Genomic DNA, 17,483 nt, shown 5'->3' with positions numbered 1-17,483 from the left:
CTCTTTGCAGAAGGACTCTCCAAACAATAATACGTTTTAGTCTTCTAAACTATAAGCAATCACATAATCGCCATGATCAGGTGACTGACGCGCGCCACCAGCCGAAATGACCACGTATTGCTTACCAGTTTTTGGTGAAATGTAGCTGATTGGCGTACCCTGACTCCCCACAGGTAACCGGGCTTTCCACAATTCTTCACCATTAGATGAATTGAAGGCGCGTAAGTAGTAATCCTGTGTTGCTGCAAAGAACACTAAACCACCCTGTGTTGCCATTGGACCTCCAATCGTTGGCATACCAATCGGTGCTTTTAAGCCCATTTTGATGCCCATTGGACCTGTATCTTCGACTGTACCCAAAGGAACCTGCCATGCAATTTGACGAGTTTTCATATCAATTGCAGTCATGGTACCAAATGGTGGTTTTTGACAAGGAATACTCAAGGCTGACCAGAAACGGTTTTTGTTGACTTTGTATGGTGTGCCTTTCATTGGTACTGCACCCATACCTGTATTCACTTTCTCACCGCCATTGGCTTGAATCGCCAAGTCTTCAGGCGTTTGTTTAATCAACTGAATCCAAAGCCCTAAACGCATGTCGTTCACAAACATATATCGATGCGTTGGATCGAAAGCAATAGAACCCCAGTTCATGCCACCCAGTGAACCTGGGAAGCTCAATGAAACATCTGTCCCTGGTGCAGTAAATAGACCTTCATAACGCATCGATTTGAAATTAATACGACACATCAATTGATCAAATGGTGTTGCACCCCACATGTCAGATTCAGTCAGCGTTTGATTACCAATTTGTGGCATTTCAATAGAACGCGGTTGGGTCAAACTGTATTGTTCATTTGGAATATCTGCGGCTTTAACAGGTTGTTCAATGACTTTGGTCAATGGTTTACCTGTGACACGGTCAAGTACAAAGAACTGACCAGACTTCGTACCAATGACTACAGCAGGTTTAGTCGAACCATCTTTCAGTGGAAAATCCACTAAACTTGGTTGCATTGGCAAGTCAAAGTCCCATAAATCATTATGAACTGTTTGATAGACCCACTTTTCTTTACCTGTGGTCGCATCAAGTGCCAATACCGAAGTATTGTATTTATGATCTAGGGGTTGACGGTTTGCACCCCAAAGGTCAACTGATGAACTTCCCATCGGTAAGAACACCGTATTCATTTGAGGATCATAAGACATAGCCGCCCATGAGTTGGCCGAACTACGTTTATAAGTTTCACCTGGTTTTAACACATAGTTCGGATCTGGATTACGCGGATCGAACGCCCAACGCAACTGACCTGTAATGACATCGTATGCACGAATTACACCACCCGGCATGTCTGCACCTACGTTATCGGCAATACGGCTGCCAATGACAATCGATGTACCTGCAATGGTCGGTGCCGAAGTCACTTCAAAACGCGGTGCTTTGGTACCATCACCTAAGCCTTCAAGCAAATTCACAGTCCCATCAACACCAAAGTCTTTACAACGCTCACCTGTATCAGCATTGACTGCAATTAAACGACCATCAGGTGTGTTGGTATATACACGACGAGGGCAAGCTGTATTGGTCGCGACTGCGGTTACGGCTGTTGCACCTGCCAAGATTGGCTGTACCAATGCTTGCGTCGAATCAAAATAAGCAACGCCACGACACCGCTCCCAAGCATCGGCTTTAGAGTTGACTTCTGCTTTCCAAATTTGTTTACCTGTGTCCGCATCCAAAGCAATCATGTTGTTATGCGGGGTACATAAAAAGACTTTAGTACCGACCTGTAATGGTGTCATTTGATCTTCTGCACCATTACCCGAACCTGTAGTCATATCGCCCGTTTGGAAGCGCCAAGCTTCCTTAAGTTTAGATACGTTATTTCGGTTAATTTGGTCGAGTGCAGCGAAACGGCTACCACCCGCATCACTACCATAATGATCCCAATTGACTTGCTGTTTATTTGGCGCAACTGGGACAAGCGGTAATTCCTGACCAGAAGCTTCCACTGTTGGATGTGGAATAAACATACCGTACATACCACCCAACATGCCTAGGACAGTCAGTCCCCCAACCACATAAGCAGGTGCTGACATTGCTGTTTGTTGCTGGTATTTACGAATGGATGGCAATGTGAATAACACAGCAGCAAATAAGCCTGCTGGGAACATTAAGCGTGAATGTAGTGGCCAGAATTCCAAGCCTGTATCAATCAATGCCCAAATGACAGTGCCAATAAAGACTAAGCTGAATAATCCAACCCCAAGGGCTTTTTTTCGAAAAATGAAAATCGCTGAAACGATCGTCACTAAGCCTGCAATAAAGAAGTACCAAGAGCCACCTAAACTGATAAGCTTTCCGCCACCAATTAAATAAAATAGGCCTGTTAACAATAAGGCCAAGCCTAGGATAAAGCACCATATTTTAAATATGGCTCCTGGTTTAGATTGAGCTTCAGACATACATCTTACTCCAAGTGCCGTGAGTTTAAATGACCACTCCCTCTCTCCTTTGAGTATCATTTATCATCACGAATAAATTCTTGTACTTTCGCATTGTAAATGCGAAAGCCTTGACTAAAGTGTTTAAACTGGACAGCACTATTGACTATATTTTAACCAAATTTAAATCTAAGTGCTGTTAAAAATTGACTTTCATGGTTAAACCAGCCACCCACGCGTCCTCTACTTCTTTTACCCCTGTCGGTTGGTAGATGTATTGCAAGTTTGGTCTGAGCATGACCGCTGGAGACCATTGGTAGGTGTAATTGAGTTCTACATTAAGTTCATCACGTTGAATCGGGACATAGTCACTCGCAACCGCATCGTAACTGTAATAACCACGACCTTCATTGGTGGCGATTTGCTTGTCCGTTGCACGATCATTCACGACATAATTGGCTAAACCAAAACCGATGGAATCATTCGGGCGACTGTCAAAAGGCCCTTTGTACCAAAGCGCGAGTTGTTGTGTACTTTCTACAAATGTTGTGGCCTTATCGTTCACTACACCATTAAAGCTAATGTATAAACCACGCTTCGGATCTGCCCCATGCTGTGTGAGTTGCTGTTGTGCATTCAACCAAAAACTGTATTTACCATCTTGCATTTCGCCACTGCGAATATCTTTCGCTTCGGCGGTGGAATACAGTGCCCCCACTTTATATTCCCCAGGCAAGCCATTAAACGCGGCTAACTTTGGTTTCCAAGCCAACTCTAAAGGAATGGTTGCACCCTCAACATTGTTCATATCAAGGTTAAAACCATCACTATTCGATTGTGTTTTGACATTGTCAGGATTGACTTCATAGACCCCAACGCCAAGAGACCAGTCTGGTGCAAATTGGTATTTAAGATTGGTGCCCCATAAACTGACAGGCCAGTTGTACCAAATCGAACCGATGGATTTTCCAAGCTGTCCGCCACAAAGCAGCAAGTTCTGAAATTCACATTGTGAGCTGTTAAAATCATCCGACATACCCATATGTCCAATCTTGAATTGGACGCGGTTATCATCAAATCCTGTTTTGATCCAAGCCTGCGTTAAGCGCCAGATTTTTCCACGCCCGTAAATTTCTTGGCTATTGCCCAAGGTACTAGCACGAGGGTCTTTAATGCGTTCAAGCGTTAAAGCGTTACCATCACGTTTGGTAATCATTAAGCCTGCGGTGGTATTTTCCCAACCTGCAATTTTACTTAAATCGAAATTAGCGCCTAAGGTCAACTGTGCAGCATTTTCAAAACTATTGTCATCGTTATAACCACCAGCCAAATTAGTCGCTGCTTGGCTCATAATTGCAGCGGTAAATTTATAACCTTGATCTTCCAGTTGCTTCCGTTCACCGTTCCAATCACCCAGTAACCATTGACGGTCTGCCGAATAAAACGCATTGGCTGAAGCCAATTGGCAAGTTAAAAGCGCCAAAGATAATGTGCCTAGTTTTAATAGTTGTTGCATACCAAACATCCTTTTCTGTGAGGAAAGCTCAACTCAGGTAAGCTTTCCATGCGGTTTTTATTATTTAATGCGAACGGCTGGGCTGAGTTCAGAAGTTGCACCCAAGTGGTCTGTGACATTCGCGGTGACATTGGCCACACCACTTGCTACTTTCCATGTTGCTTGACCCTGACCTTGTGCATTGGTTGTTATAACTTGCATTCCTAAATACTGTTCAGCTTCTTGAGTATTCGCTTGGCGATTGGCAAAGAACTCAACGTGGTAGCGTTGATTCGGTTGTGCTTGAACTACAGCGGTAATTTGTCCTTTGCTATAGCTTAAACGTGGCGCTTGGATATTTTGGTTTGGCATGGCATTACAGCCTTGCTCGTTTGGCTGGGTACAGGTTTTTTGCAGTTTCGCATCTTCAATGATTACACCACCACCACGAGAACCGACAAAGCCAGCATGTTCTAGCGCAGGTACAGCAAACACAATGGCGCCTAAACGCTGATTAGGTACACATGAACCACCTGCTTCACAACGCTTAATATCTTTACCATTGTCCCAAATTAGGTTTTTGGTCAAGGTTGTACGGGCATGGGCATCTTTTTCTGAACGAATGGCGATGCCTAAACGGTTACCATGAACTTTATTGCTGTCAAAGATGTTGCCATCACCCGTTAAGTTAAAACCAATCGAGTTGTTGGTCAGTTCGTTATAAGCGATGTAATTGCGCTTACCCCAGTTGATTTGCAAACCATCAGAGTAATTTTCAAATTTGTTACCCACCACGGCATTGTCATTGCCCCACAGGATTTCAATACCTTGAGATGGTTCTGGGTTGGCTTTGGTTGAAGTGAACAGGTTATTGGCCACAAGGTTAAATGCCGCACCACGTGTCAGCTCTAAACCATCACCATTATCTACAAACAAATTGTTCAAAACTTTGTTGTTATTGGTGGTGGTTGAGGTCGGATTGCCCTTACCATCATCACCTGTCAGCATCACGCCTGAGCCACCGTAGTTATTACTGATACGGTTATGTTGAATCAGGTTATTGCTTGAACGGTTAATCAAAACACCAATACAGAAACGGTGAATATCCAGACCTTTTAAGGTCACACCGTTCACATCTTGTAGAACCAGACCGGGTAAAGTCATGGTACGAACGTTGGTACCATACTGTTCAGGGTTAGCGCCTGGGCAAGCTTTCGCACCCTCACCTTTAATATAGTTTGAACCATCAATGGCAATAAACTCGCCTGTTTTGTCCCATTGTGTCCCAATAATTTTCACAGCAGATTTAATCGGTGGTAAAGCTTGATTCAGCTTAATTACATAGGGCGCTTTACCCACAGCTTGGATTTGAATTTCATTTTCTTGCGTCGCATTGGCATTGGATTGTTCAATTGCCCAACGCAATGAACCTTTTGCACTATCATCCTGATAGCGGTCAACAATATAAGTTTCTGCACTGGCCAAACCAGAAGCCGCCAAACTTAAAACCAGTGTAGTGAAACGTAAAGTTGATAATTTCATGTTTAAATCCTTTTATATCTTGAAGTCTTAAGGTGTAGGCTGCACAGTTTTAAGGAACTGCTTAAGTTGGGTCACATCAATTTGACCTGGTGCTGAAGCCTCACCAATCATGCCGAAACTGAGGCTCCCTCCCATGTTGGCAGTTGCCACACGTGAAATGGTACCCAACTGTCCCATCGACATGGTGAGTAAGGGTTTTTGACTTTTTTGGCTTACAGTAAGGGTTGCATTCATCAGGGTAAAGACATCTTGTTTAGATTTCGGCATCACCGCAATTTTCAAAATATCTGCGCCCATTTGGTCTTGTTTGAGCAAACGGTTTTCAATTTCTTGTTGTTCTGGAGTTTTATTAAAATCGTGATTCGACATGATCACTAACACATGTTTATCATGCGCCAATTTGGTTAATTTCGCGACACTTTCTGCATCACGGAACATCTCGATATCGAGTAATTGCATGAATGGCTTTTTCAAATATTCACGATAAATCTTTTCATAGTCTTGGTCAGACACCGTCATTTTTCCGCCTTCGTTATGGGTACGAATGGTGGCAATTAAGGGTTTATCTTTTAGAATTTGATTTAATTGCTGACCCAATGCGATAACTTTTTTCGTGTCCGCAGAAAATTCGAGTAAATCGATACGGAACTCAGCCAAATCTACATCTGGATTACTCGCAATTACTTTGGCTTGTGCTAGCGCTTGTTCAGCAGTTTTTGCAGTAATCGGCACAATGGTCTTAACAGGTAAATCACCAATATTGACGTTTTTGACCATATAGTGTTGTGCATTAGATTGAGCTGTTTCTGCTGCAAATGTCGCTGGCATTGCTGCGATAACTGCGCTGCTTAAGCAGAGTTGCATTGCTAATTTTTTGATGGTAATCATTACAGTTCCTTGTATTTTCAATACTATTGCCTGACTTCTGTCATCAATGGCAAATATACGTGGGATTCATGCAATGGGACATGCAATCACCACGTATAAACTTTTATCTCTTTCATAAGCGCAAGCTTTCTTGCGCTTATGAGCTTAGATATCTAGAAAGACTGTTTCGTCTTCGCCTTGTATACGAATGTCAAAGCGATACACCACTTCACCATCACGCTCTTCACGCTTGGCAATTAAAGTCTGACGACGTGGTGCCCATTCAATGCCTTTCAGTACAGGATCTTGTGCATTGGCTTCCGTTTCATCATCAAAGTAAACACGCGTGTTTAAGCCAATGTTGATGCCACGTGCAAAAATGATCAGTGCAATATGTGGGGCTTGAGTTGTCCCTTTACGACCCGGAACAGCCCCCGGTTTAATGGTATTGAAACTCCAAAAACCTGTTTCGAAGTCTGCACCTGTACGCCCCCAACCAAAGAAATTTGGGTCAACTGCTTTGCCTTGAATATCGGCCGCACTTGGATACACGCCATTGGCATCCGCTTGCCAAATCTCGATTAAAACATCACGTAATGGTAAACCTAAGCCGTCAAACACCTGACCTTCTAAGCGAATGCGTTCGCCTAAGGTTTTTTCTTGAACTAACTGATTGTTGAAGTTGTTTTCAAACACTTCAATGTTGGCTTGTTTTGGTAACAAACCAATGTGTACATATGGTCCACCTGTTTGAGATGGAGTTTCATGCAATTCTTGAAAGTTCCAATTGTTCATGTTGTTCTCCCTGAATTAAGTCAAATCATTTTCGAAATAAGTCGCACGACGACCACGTAAAGTGATGTCAAAGCGGTAACAACGGCTGTCTGCTTCAATAAAGTTGCTCTTGTCTTCTAAAGCAATCAATGCACGACGTTGTTGTTCCGAAGGAATGGTTTTAATAATTGGACACGAATCAATTAGCGTATCGCCTTCAAAGTAGAACTGCGAAATGAGACGTTGCGCCCAACCATCAGCAAGTAAAGAGAAATGGATATGCGCTGGACGCCATTCATTAATACGGTTACGCCAAGGGTACGGACCCGGTTTAATGGTACGGAATACAAAATAACCATTGGCATCGGTCATCATGCGACCACAACCACCAAAGTTCGGATCCATCGCACCAATAAACTGGTCATTTGGATGACGGTAGCGCCCTGAAGCATTGGCTTGCCACACTTCGAGCAAGGCATTTTTGACTGGACGACCAAACTGGTCACGGACATAACCATGTACAATAATGCGCTCACCAATCGGTAAACCTTCTTTGGCATAGTTCAAGATCAAATCGTTATCTTTAGGACCAAACTGCTCTGCACTAAAATGCGGTGAAGTCACTTCAGTTAAAGTTTCTGCAATTGAGATCAATGCATTTTTTGGCGAGCGTAATACACTGGTTTTATAGCCGGGTGCATATGCTGGCGGATGATCATCGGTATTACGTTGTGCATAAGCACCTAAAATAAGTTGCGACATGTGACGTCCCTCTTAATCTTGTTCCATTACTCTTGATTGGTTTGTTCTTGGTTGAGCTGCTGTTCGCTCAGCTTTTGCGGGGCAATACCCAAATCTGCAAAAACCTCTTCTGCCATATGCATGGCTGCATTGGCTGCCGGTAGACCTGCATAGAGTGAGCAGTGCAGAATCAATTCTTTTAAGTCGTCCTTAGTCACACCATTGTTAAAACAAGCACGTAAATGCATACGCAATTCGTCTTCACGACCTAGAGACAATAAAATTGCAATCGTCACTAAACTGCGGGTATGGCGTGGCATGCCCGGTCTAGACCAGACTTCGCCCCATGCAAAACGGCTAATAAAATTTTGAAAATCTGCATTGAAATCATTTAAGTTCTCAATCGAACGATTCACATGCTTTTCACCTAGCACTTCAGTTCGGACTTTGATCCCTTGTTCATAGCGTTGTTCATCATTCATGGGAGAATCCTCAATTAAGTTGCGTCAGTATGTGCAACAAGTGATTTAACAAAAATTGCGACAGCCGCTGCCGTTGCAGGAATCATGAGCAAGCTCAAAATTGCAGTAAACGACCAGTCATTGCCCAGTAAAACTGCGCCGATCCATGCACCAAATACCGCACCGAAACGTCCAATCCCAGACATCCACGCCACACCTGTTGCACGGCATTGCGTCGGGTAAAAACGAGCACTCAGTGCTGGCATTGCCGACTGCGCACCATTAATTGCAACACCTGCGCAAAGCACTAAAATGGCAAGTAAGGTTGGATTTGCTAAGCTCTGCCCTACGGCAAAAGCAAAGATTCCAGCGACAAAATAGAAGCCTGCAATAATGCGGTTCGGATTGAAACGGTCCATTGCCCAGCCAATAAATAAAGCACTGAGGACACCGCCAAACTGGAATAAACCACCGATAAATGCAGCACGCTCCATCGTTGCGCCAGTTTCACGCATTAAGGTTGGTAACCAACTGGTGAGCAGATAAATCATCACCAAACCCATGAAATAGGTCAGCCACAATAAAACCGTGCCTTTGACATATTTCTGAGAGAACAGCATGCCAAACACACCTTTCTTCTCTGCACCTTCGTTTTTTTCTTCAGGTACATGAAACTCAGTGACACCCTGTACTTTTTCAGGTGCAATACGCGTTAGAATGTTGCGAACTTTTTCGCTGTCACGACCTTTCACAATCAAGAAACGATAGGATTCTGGCAGGAAGAAAATCACCAAGATCATCAAAATTAGTGGCGACCAACCGCCCAGTAAAAACAAGCTGTGCCAACCAAAAGTTGGGATCAACCAACTGCTGATAAAACCACCTGTCGCCATACCCAAGTTGTAACCACAGAACATACAGGTCACGAGTAACGAGCGGGAGCGCTGCGGGCAATATTCAGAAAATAGCGTGGTTGCATTCGGCATCGCCGCACCCAAACCAATACCCGTTAAAAAGCGCAGTATCACTAAAGTGTTTAAGTCAGTTGCATATGCCGATGCCAGAGTAAAACCACCAAAAATCAGCATCGAAACACTTAAAACAATCTTGCGCCCAAAGCGGTCAGCGGTTGGACCAGACACCAAAGCGCCAATAATCATGCCGCCTAAAGCCGCACTCATGACTGGACCCAGTTGCGAGCGGTCTATCCCCCAGTCTTGTGCCAAAGCGGGAGCAATAAAACCCATTGCCGCAGTATCAATACCGTCAACAAAAACAATGAGAAAACATACAATTGCGATAAGCCACTGATATTTGCTAATCGGTGCATCATTAATCAGTGCTTGTGCGTCTATACTCGTTTTTTGAGTAGCGTATTCCTGAGACGCCATACCTGCCTCCTTGGGCTGAAAGTCCTTTTAAAATCCTTAAACTATTGAATCGATCCAATAAACTGACTGAGGGTTTGATTAAACAACTCAGGCTGTTCGATATTGGAAAGATGCGATGCATCAATCACCGCTAATTCACTATTTTGAATCTGTTGTTGCATAAAGATGCCATCTGCCACTGTCGTAACTGGGTCAAATGCGCCTGCAATCACTAAAGTTGGAATCTGAATCTGTTGAATTTGAGTAGATAGATCTGTTTGCGCGAGCGCTCGGCAAGATTCTGCATAGCCCAGTGCTGGCGTAGTGGCTAAAGATTGAATAGTGCGCTGCGCCAAAGTATCGTGTTGATAATCAAACTGCTCACTAAACCAACGAGTATGCGTAGTTTTGACCAAATCAGCTAAGCCATTGGCTGTCACAGCATCTGCACGCGCATTCCAACCCTCTTCAGTCCAAATTTTGGCTGCTGAATTCGCCACAGTGATGCTATGAAAACGATCTGCATGGTGAATACCGAGCCACAAAGCCGTCATGCCGCCCATTGAAATCCCGCAAAAATGCGCTTTTTCAATGTTTAAACCGTTCAGAATATCAATCACATCTTCTGCAAGATTTTGTACAGTGGTCTGCTCAATCACATCACTTTGCCCATGACCACGCGTGTCATAAGTCACCACTTTGAACTGCTGTTCGAAGGCAGCAACTTGCGGCTGCCACATGCCTTTATCTGTACCCAATGAGTTTGAAAATACAATCACAGGTGCATGGTCTTGCCCACTGATTGCAACAGATAAAGTCTTGCCTTGACGATTGGTCATCGTGATATTCACTTTGCCTCTCCTTTTACTTTTTGCAACACCGCATCAATCTGGTCTTGAATATTGCCGAGATATGACGCGGGTTTAAAAATTTCTGAAATCTGAGCTGCACTAAAATAGGTTTTGACTGGATCGAGTTCAGTAATGACCTCTTTTAAGTGAACACCTTTTTCAACCGCTGTTTTGCATGCTGCTTCCACCAAATGATGAGCCTGTAAGCGTCCCATATGCGGTGCCAAAGCCATCATGACTGCTTCCGCCATGATCAAGCCTTGGGTACAATCTAAATTGCGTTGCATATTTTCAGCATTGACTTGTATGCCTTGTAACACGTCTAAAGTCCGCTCTAAAGCGCCTGCACAGAGTTGGAAAATTTCAGGCAATGCCAACCATTCTGCATGCCATCCACCTAGACTACGCTCATGTTCCTGCACCATGCTTTGATACAAACTCGACATCAACACAGGTACACGATTGGCTGCTGCCAAAACGGATGCCGCAGCAACAGGATTACGCTTGTGTGGCATCGTCGATGATCCCCCACGCCCTTTCGCTGCCGGCTCAAACACTTCTGCAATTTCAGTTTGCATCATCAATGACCAGTCACGCGCCATTTTTCCCAAGCTACCTGTCACTATCGCTAGAACACTCGCCACTTCGACAATACGGTCTCGTTCACCATGCCAAGTACAATTTGGGACTGAAAGCTGTAGCTGAACGGAATAAGCATGAACCACAGCAGTACCTTGTGCTTGCAATGAAGCCAATGAACCAACGGCACCGCCTAATTGAGCAGTAAAAACACGTGCTTTCATGGCTTCAATACGGGCTAAATCACGATGAAATGCCGAGGCCCAACGCGCGAATTTATGCCCCAAAGTAATCGGCAACCCTTGCTGCAACCATGTGCGTCCAATCATCACTTGTGAGCGATACTGTTCAGCTTGGGTCAATGCAGTGCGGTAACATTGGTGAATTAAAGCTTCAACATGCGTCATTGCAGCACGACATTGTAAAATACAGGCAGTGTCTAAAATGTCTTGACTGGTTGCGCCCCAATGCACATAACGCGCTGCATCTTCATCATTTTGTTTCACAATCGCAGTTAATTGCTTCACAAAAGGAATCGCAATATTGCCGGCCAAGCCTGTTGCAACAGCCAAAGCATCAAAATCAATCCGATCAAGCGCAGTCTGTGCAACTTGGGAAATTGCGATTGCCGCAGATTTTGGGATAACACCGACCTGAGCCTGCGCTTGTGCCAAGGCAACTTCCGCCTCAACCATGTAAGACACCAACGCGCGATCACTGAAAATTTCAGTCACCTCGTTTTGGTAAAATAAGCTGGCATATAACTGGCTCATGATCGCTATCCTTAACTCTGCTTTAAACGCGCTGAATAATCATTGCAATGCCTTGGCCGACACCAATACACATCGAACACAAGGCATATGTCCCACCGGTTTGTTCTAACTGGTTTAATGCCGTGGTGACTAAACGTGCGCCCGATGCACCGAGTGGATGACCAATCGCAATTGCACCACCATTTGGATTCACCTGTGTCGTATCATCCGCTAGACCAAGGTCACGCGTGACCGCGAGTGCTTGTGCAGCAAAGGCTTCATTCAGTTCAATCACATCCATCTGCTCTAATGTCAGATTGGCTTGTTTCAGTAACTTTTTAATCGCAGGGGCTGGGGCAAAGCCCATGATGCGAGGTTCTACACCCACAGCTGTTGAAGCAATGATTTTGGCACGCGGTTTAAGCTGGTACTCTTGAATCGCTTGTTCTGAAGCAATCAGTACAGCAGCCGCACCGTCATTGATGCCTGATGCATTCCCCGCAGTGACGGTGCCTTCAGCTGTGACGACTGGCTTGAGTTTTGCCAAAGCTTCCAAGGTGGTCGATGCACGTGGATGTTCATCCGTGTCGATCACCATCGGATCACCCTTACGCTGTGGAATATTCACAGGGATGATTTCATGTGTAAAAAAGCCTTGAGCTTGCGCGGTTGCGGTGCGCTGTTGACTCGCCAAGGCAAACTGGTCTTGATCTGCGCGATCAATATTAAATTGTTGTGCCACGTTCTCAGCGGTCTGCGGCATGGTGTCTACACCATACATCGCTTTGAGCTTAGGATTGATAAAACGCCAGCCCATGGTGGTGTCTTCAATCTTCTGGCTACGGCCATAAGCTGTTTCTGATTTACCCATCACAAAAGGTGCACGAGACATACTTTCGACGCCACCTGCGATGATTAAATCCGCTTCACCGGCTTTAATTGCACGGGCTGCTATCGCAATGGCATCTAGGGATGAACCACATAAGCGATTCACTGTCGTGGCAGGAACTTCAACGGGTAAACCTGCAAGCAGTGCAGACATACGACCGACATTACGGTTGTCTTCACCTGCTTGGTTGGCGCAGCCGTAGATCACGTCATCGACTTGAGTCCAATCCACGCTGGGATTGCGTTGCATCAAGGCTTGAATCGGCACTGCACCCAAGTCATCGGCACGGACTGGAGCGAGTCCACCGGCATAACGACCAAATGGGGTGCGGATGGCATCGATGATATAAGCGTCTTTCATGTTTAATCTTGTCCTTTGAAACGGGGCTCTGCTGATAGATAAACTGTATCTAGTCACGACGGAGTCTTACCGTGTTCAGTTAAATGCCAGTAGCTCATTCTTGTCACTTTTTTAAAAAAGTGACCAAAAACCTTTGTTGAACAGAGGAGGCTTCCTTGCCTCCCTGTTCAACTTAGCGACATCCTTGTCGCCTGTCACGATAGTGAATTACGGTGAAAATCCAAATCTTAATAAGCAAGAACCGTATTCAAAGCGTTCCATTCAGTATTTCTCGATGGCGGCATGGATGCCGCCCGTTGGACTGTGGTATATGGATATACCATCAGCCCAACAAAGATTTTTGTTACTTTTCATCTCTGAAAAGTAAGGGTATGGCCTACACGAAATGTTTTTGCTTGAACTAGTATTTGAGGCAATGACCTTATTCAAACAATTAAATTTTCAAACTAATCAGTTAATGTGTCGCATCCACCAACGGAGCACCTGTCATGGCTTGCAATTCTGCAAAGCTTAGACCATCGACTTTCTCAATCACTTTTAAACCCTCTGCAGTGACATCAATCACACACAGGTCGGTGTAAATACGATCGACACATTTCAAACCTGTCGCGGGGTAGCTCAGTTCAGCCACAATCTTCGGTTCACCTTGTTTGGTCACATGGTCGGTGGTGATAAAGACTTTCTTGGCACCAACGGCTAAATCCATTGCACCACCGACCGCAGGAATTGCATCAGGTGCGCCGGTATGCCAGTTGGCTAAATCACCATTGGCCGCGACTTGGAAGGCACCGAGAACCGCAATATCCAAATGCCCACCACGCATCATGGCAAAAGAATCCCCATGATGGAAAAAGCTACCACCTTGCAGCATGGTCACGTATTCTTTCCCTGCGTTGATCAGCTCAGGATCTTCTTCACCTGCGGCTGGCGGTGGACCAAAAGCCAATAAACCATTTTCAGAATGTAAGAACACGTCTTTGTCTGAAGGCAGGTAGCTGGCAATCTTGGTCGGTAAGCCAATACCGAGATTGACATAAGCGCCATCTGGAATATCTTGTGCCACACGTTCTGCAATTTGGTTACGGCTGAGTTTTTGATAGCTCATGATGTTCTCCTGATTACACAGCCACAGGTTCAGGTTGAACCTGTACCACATGTTGAACAAAAATACCTGGGGTGATGATGTGTTCAGGGTCAAGTGCACCGAGTTCCACCACTTCAGAAACTTGAGCAATGGTCACATTGGCTGCCATGGCCATAATCGGGCCGAAGTTACGTGCCGATTTACGGTAGACCAAGTTACCCCAACGATCGCCTTGCTGGGCTTTAATCAAAGCGAAGTCGGCTTTGATTGGATATTCCAGTACATAATCTTTACCGTCGATGTGACGGGTTTCTTTGCCTTCGGCCAATAAAGTGCCGTAGCCAGTAGGGGTAAACACGGCGCCGAGCCCCATGCCTGCGGCTTGAATACGACAGGCCAAATTGCCTTGAGGGACCAGTTCCAATTCGATTTTGCCTGCACGATAGAGTTCATCGAAGACCCAAGAGTCGGACTGACGCGGGAACGAACAAATGACTTTTTTCACGGCACCCGCTGTCAACAGTTTCGCTAAACCATAGTCGCCATTACCAGCATTGTTGCTGACGATGGTGAGGTCTTTAATGCCGAGTTGAATTAAGCCATCGATCAGTTCAGCAGGCTGTCCTGCGGTACCAAAACCACCGATCATGATGGTTGAGCCGTCTTGTATCTGGGAGAGCGCTTCCGTTAAGGTCGCTGCACTTTTATCTATCATTAGATAACTCCATTGTGCATCATGCAAAATTTAAAAAGGCACGGAAACCCAACTTATACTGGAGAGCAATTCAGCTAAAACAACATTCCCTAGTCTTTTAGTTCGATTTCCTTATCCGTTCATTTTTTATCATTTTTTAGCGCTGGACTAGATAGCTACAGGTGCTTTTGTTCGATGATCGAACATTTTTACTTATTATCGAACAAAACCTGATTTTTTCAGTCAGATTTCACGCTATAGTAAAAATATAAACACAATACATATCAGGAAAGTATCTAAATGAATGAGGAATTGCACAAAACTGAAAGATGGCTTGAAAATAAAGACAATAAAAAAATCATTCGACATGAAGATTTTGTGGCTGGCATCAGTAAAGGTATGGCAATTCTGGATTGTTTTGGCGCTGACCGTCATCGTTTAAATATTTCAATGGCTGCTGAACGGACTGGGATGACCCGCGCGGCAGCACGGCGCCACTTACTCACCCTTGAGTATTTGGGCTATTTAGAGTCGGATGGTCATTATTTTTATTTAACCCCTAAAATTTTAAAATTCTCAGGTGCTTATCTCGGTGGTGCACAACTTCCTAAAATATCTCAACCGCTATTGAATCTACTCACTAACCAAACGTCTTTAATCTTTTCTGTGATGGTACTGGATGGATATGAAGCCATTACCATTGCACGTAGCGCTGCGCATCAGCAAACAGATCGTGTTAACCCCTATGGTTTACACTTAGGAAATCGTTTACCTGCACATGCAACATCCGCAGGGAAAATTTTATTGGCTCATCTGGAACCGAATGAGCAACGTGAATGGCTGGAAAAATATCCACTACAACGTTTAACCAAATACACCCATACTGACAATGCAACATTTTTAAACTTGCTGCATGAAATCAAAGAACAAGACTGGTGCTATTCTTGTGAAGAACATGAGTTAGGTGTCCATGCACTCGCCGTACCAATTTATCAACAAAGATCTAAAGTGATTGCAGCATTGAATATTGTGTCCCCGACTACCCGTACCACTAAGGAATACCTGATTCAGCATATTCTACCTTTGTTACAAGAAACGGCGCGTGAGTTGCGCAATATTTTATAAAACACCTAGATAAATAATCCAAGTCTATAGGCTTATTGTGACGCTTTAATCGTAGAAAATTTGTTGAGTTATTTTATGACCTGCCAAAAAGAAAAACCGCTCAGTTATCGCGGTTTTTCTTTTTATTCACTTTACTCAAATGCCACTTTTTTATGCGTGAATCGACTATAGAAAAATACAAGCAACCCCAATAAATATAGGCAACCCGACAGCAATAATAATGATACACCTGCCGCATAAAGCAACCATGCTGCATAGATGACTGCGACTGCGGCAATCCAAATATGCTTACTACGTTTATGTTTTACAGATTCTTTTAAATAGAATGCAGAAACCAAAAAGTATGGCAGTAAAATCATTACTGATGAAATCAGCAATAACTGCGTATAGTTTTTATCAAAGAAGCAGACTGCAATCAAAGAAATTTGCACTACAATAGACGTCAACCAAAGTGAAGCAATCGGCACACCATTCTGATTGATTTTTAAAAACAGAGAAGGAAAAGCTTTATTTTTTGCAGCTAAAAATGGAATTTCCGTTGCAAATAAAGTCCAACTTAAATAAGAAGAACTAACCGAAATAATCAAACCTAGCGTAATAATAATGGTACCAGGCAGCCCAATCAGTTGCTCCAATATGGTTGCCATAGAAGGGTTATGCATATTGGCAATTTCAGCTCGCCCTGTTACACCATAAGCCAGTACAGTCACCATGACATAGAAACTCAATGCCAGCAGCACACCCAAAACGGTTGCACGACCAATATCTTGTCTGTTCTTGGCGCGGGACGATAAAACTACAGCGCCCTCAATACCCGTAAATACCCATAAGGTAATGAGCATCAAATTACGCACCTGTTCCCAAACAGGCAACTGTAAAGAAAAGTCGATAAAGTTGAGTTTGAATAAATCAAGCTGGAAGGCAACAAAGCCGCAGGCAATAAAAATCACCAAAGGGACAATCTTGGCAATGGTCGCAATAAGATTCACCAATGCTGCTTCTTTAATCCCCTGACTCACCAGCCAATGTACGATCCAGACAAAGATTGATGAACCAATCAATGCATACAGGGTATTGCCTTCACCAAAATACACATGCTCTGGGCTATCAGTAAATAAACCCACACCAGAAAAGGCAATTACCACATATCCAACAATGCCTATGGTGGTACATAGCCAATAGCCCCATGCAGAACAAAAGCCAATTAATTCACCAAAACCTTCACGGGCATAATTATAAATACCACCATCCAAATCAGGTCTTTGCCGTGTTAAAAAAAGCAGTGCAAAGGCAAGAAATAGAATTCCTACGCCTGTTATAAGCCAAGCCATTAGCAAGGCTTGGCCATTTGCGACTGCAGCCATGTTTTGTGGCAAACTAAATACCCCTGAACCCACCATAGAACTAAACACTAAGGCGGTTAAGGAAAGTAAGCCAATTTTAGCTGTAGACAT

15 protein-coding genes are annotated in these 17,483 nt (G+C 44.2%); 1 reads left to right on the top strand and 14 read right to left on the bottom strand.

The window, feature by feature from the left end:
- Positions 1 to 36: 36 nt before the first annotated feature.
- The 13 genes from DCO44_RS01640 to DCO44_RS01580 all read right to left on the bottom strand — a co-directional run bounded on the left by DCO44_RS01640 (position 37) and on the right by DCO44_RS01580 (position 14,925).
- On the bottom strand, positions 37 to 2,466 hold the full coding sequence (locus DCO44_RS01640; RefSeq protein WP_116758889.1) for a glucose/quinate/shikimate family membrane-bound PQQ-dependent dehydrogenase: 2,430 nt from the start codon (positions 2,464 to 2,466) through the stop codon (positions 37 to 39).
- A 178-nt stretch (positions 2,467 to 2,644) separates the two neighbouring features.
- Positions 2,645 to 3,961 (bottom strand): carbohydrate porin, encoded by a 1,317-nt coding sequence (locus tag DCO44_RS01635; protein ID WP_116758888.1) that lies wholly within the window; start codon positions 3,959 to 3,961, stop codon positions 2,645 to 2,647.
- A 60-nt stretch (positions 3,962 to 4,021) separates the two neighbouring features.
- The gene (locus DCO44_RS01630; protein ID WP_116758887.1) at positions 4,022 to 5,482 is read right to left on the bottom strand and encodes a NosD domain-containing protein; all 1,461 of its coding nucleotides are present in this window, start codon (positions 5,480 to 5,482) and stop codon (positions 4,022 to 4,024) included.
- Between the two features lie 27 nt (positions 5,483 to 5,509).
- Complete coding sequence (aroD, locus tag DCO44_RS01625; RefSeq protein WP_116758886.1) at positions 5,510 to 6,370, bottom strand: type I 3-dehydroquinate dehydratase; 861 nt, start codon at positions 6,368 to 6,370, stop codon at positions 5,510 to 5,512.
- A gap of 144 nt (positions 6,371 to 6,514) precedes the next feature.
- Positions 6,515 to 7,144 carry a protocatechuate 3,4-dioxygenase subunit alpha gene (gene pcaG, locus DCO44_RS01620; RefSeq protein ID WP_116758885.1) on the bottom strand — a complete coding sequence of 210 codons (630 nt, stop codon included), beginning with the start codon at positions 7,142 to 7,144 and terminating at the stop codon, positions 6,515 to 6,517.
- A gap of 15 nt (positions 7,145 to 7,159) precedes the next feature.
- Positions 7,160 to 7,885, bottom strand: a complete 726-nt coding sequence (gene pcaH / locus DCO44_RS01615; protein ID WP_116758884.1) for a protocatechuate 3,4-dioxygenase subunit beta — start codon at positions 7,883 to 7,885, stop codon at positions 7,160 to 7,162.
- 26 nt (positions 7,886 to 7,911) lie between these two features.
- On the bottom strand, positions 7,912 to 8,346 hold the full coding sequence (gene pcaC / locus DCO44_RS01610) for a 4-carboxymuconolactone decarboxylase (RefSeq protein ID WP_116758883.1): 435 nt from the start codon (positions 8,344 to 8,346) through the stop codon (positions 7,912 to 7,914).
- Positions 8,347 to 8,360: 14 nt separating this feature from the next.
- Positions 8,361 to 9,716 carry an MFS transporter gene (locus DCO44_RS01605; protein ID WP_116758882.1) on the bottom strand — a complete coding sequence of 452 codons (1,356 nt, stop codon included), beginning with the start codon at positions 9,714 to 9,716 and terminating at the stop codon, positions 8,361 to 8,363.
- A 41-nt stretch (positions 9,717 to 9,757) separates the two neighbouring features.
- The gene (gene pcaD, locus DCO44_RS01600) at positions 9,758 to 10,534 is read right to left on the bottom strand and encodes a 3-oxoadipate enol-lactonase (protein WP_228157491.1); all 777 of its coding nucleotides are present in this window, start codon (positions 10,532 to 10,534) and stop codon (positions 9,758 to 9,760) included.
- Between the two features lie 8 nt (positions 10,535 to 10,542).
- Positions 10,543 to 11,898, bottom strand: a complete 1,356-nt coding sequence (pcaB, locus tag DCO44_RS01595; RefSeq protein WP_116758880.1) for a 3-carboxy-cis,cis-muconate cycloisomerase — start codon at positions 11,896 to 11,898, stop codon at positions 10,543 to 10,545.
- A 22-nt stretch (positions 11,899 to 11,920) separates the two neighbouring features.
- Positions 11,921 to 13,126 carry a 3-oxoadipyl-CoA thiolase gene (pcaF, locus tag DCO44_RS01590; protein WP_116758879.1) on the bottom strand — a complete coding sequence of 402 codons (1,206 nt, stop codon included), beginning with the start codon at positions 13,124 to 13,126 and terminating at the stop codon, positions 11,921 to 11,923.
- A 454-nt stretch (positions 13,127 to 13,580) separates the two neighbouring features.
- Complete coding sequence (locus DCO44_RS01585; RefSeq protein ID WP_116758878.1) at positions 13,581 to 14,231, bottom strand: 3-oxoacid CoA-transferase subunit B; 651 nt, start codon at positions 14,229 to 14,231, stop codon at positions 13,581 to 13,583.
- A gap of 13 nt (positions 14,232 to 14,244) precedes the next feature.
- Positions 14,245 to 14,925, bottom strand: coding sequence for a 3-oxoacid CoA-transferase subunit A (locus tag DCO44_RS01580; RefSeq protein WP_116758877.1), 681 nt, complete (start codon positions 14,923 to 14,925; stop codon positions 14,245 to 14,247).
- Positions 14,926 to 15,216: 291 nt separating this feature from the next.
- Between DCO44_RS01580 and pcaU the strand changes: the two genes are divergently transcribed.
- Entirely contained in the window at positions 15,217 to 16,029 is an 813-nt protein-coding gene (pcaU, locus tag DCO44_RS01575; RefSeq protein WP_165493966.1) for an IclR family transcriptional regulator PcaU, read from the top strand.
- Positions 16,030 to 16,160: 131 nt separating this feature from the next.
- On the opposite strand, the gene DCO44_RS01570 is transcribed toward pcaU, so the two are convergent.
- Positions 16,161 to 17,483, bottom strand: a complete 1,323-nt coding sequence (locus DCO44_RS01570; protein ID WP_116758875.1) for a basic amino acid/polyamine antiporter — start codon at positions 17,481 to 17,483, stop codon at positions 16,161 to 16,163.

Source organism: Acinetobacter sp. AM (genome assembly GCF_003105055.1).
GTDB lineage: Bacteria > Pseudomonadota > Gammaproteobacteria > Pseudomonadales > Moraxellaceae > Acinetobacter > Acinetobacter tibetensis.
This window is presented reverse-complemented; position numbering and strand designations above follow the sequence as displayed.